The following is a 366-nucleotide window of genomic DNA, read 5'->3' as shown; positions in this document are numbered from 1 at the left end:
CGCCGACCACCAGGTCCGGGGAACCGTGCTGGTGCCGGGGGCCGCGCTGCTCGAGTTGGCGATGCATGCCGTGACACACGTGGGTCAACAGGGCATCGAAGACATCGCCCTTGAAACGCCCCTCGCAGTGCCTGAAGGGGAGACCGTTCACTTGCAGGTGGTCGTCGGAGAGGCTCAACAGGATGGTCAGCGCGAGTTCAGCATTCACTCGCGGATGGACTCCGATGATGCCGATCTGGGCTGGAAGCGCCATGCGACGGGAGCGAGTTGCGTGGCGGTTGATGTCGCGCCCGTCTCCGAGGTGCTGAGCGGAGCCAGTTGGCCTCCTCCCGGGGCCGCTCCCGTGGACGTTGACGAGCTTTATGT

At 65.3% G+C, this 366-nt stretch carries 1 protein-coding gene; it reads left to right on the top strand.

Features of this window, described 5'->3' with window-relative positions; all coding sequences use genetic code 11:
• Positions 1–61: 61 nt before the first annotated feature.
• Positions 62–366 (top strand): polyketide synthase dehydratase domain-containing protein (locus tag JK364_RS58440; RefSeq protein WP_372462117.1); only part of this gene is annotated, 305 nt, incomplete at its 3' end.

Source organism: Streptomyces endocoffeicus, assembly GCF_016741935.1.
Lineage (GTDB): Bacteria > Actinomycetota > Actinomycetes > Streptomycetales > Streptomycetaceae > Streptomyces > Streptomyces endocoffeicus.
Note: the sequence above shows the minus strand (reverse complement) of the source record. Positions and strands in the feature narration are given on the sequence as shown.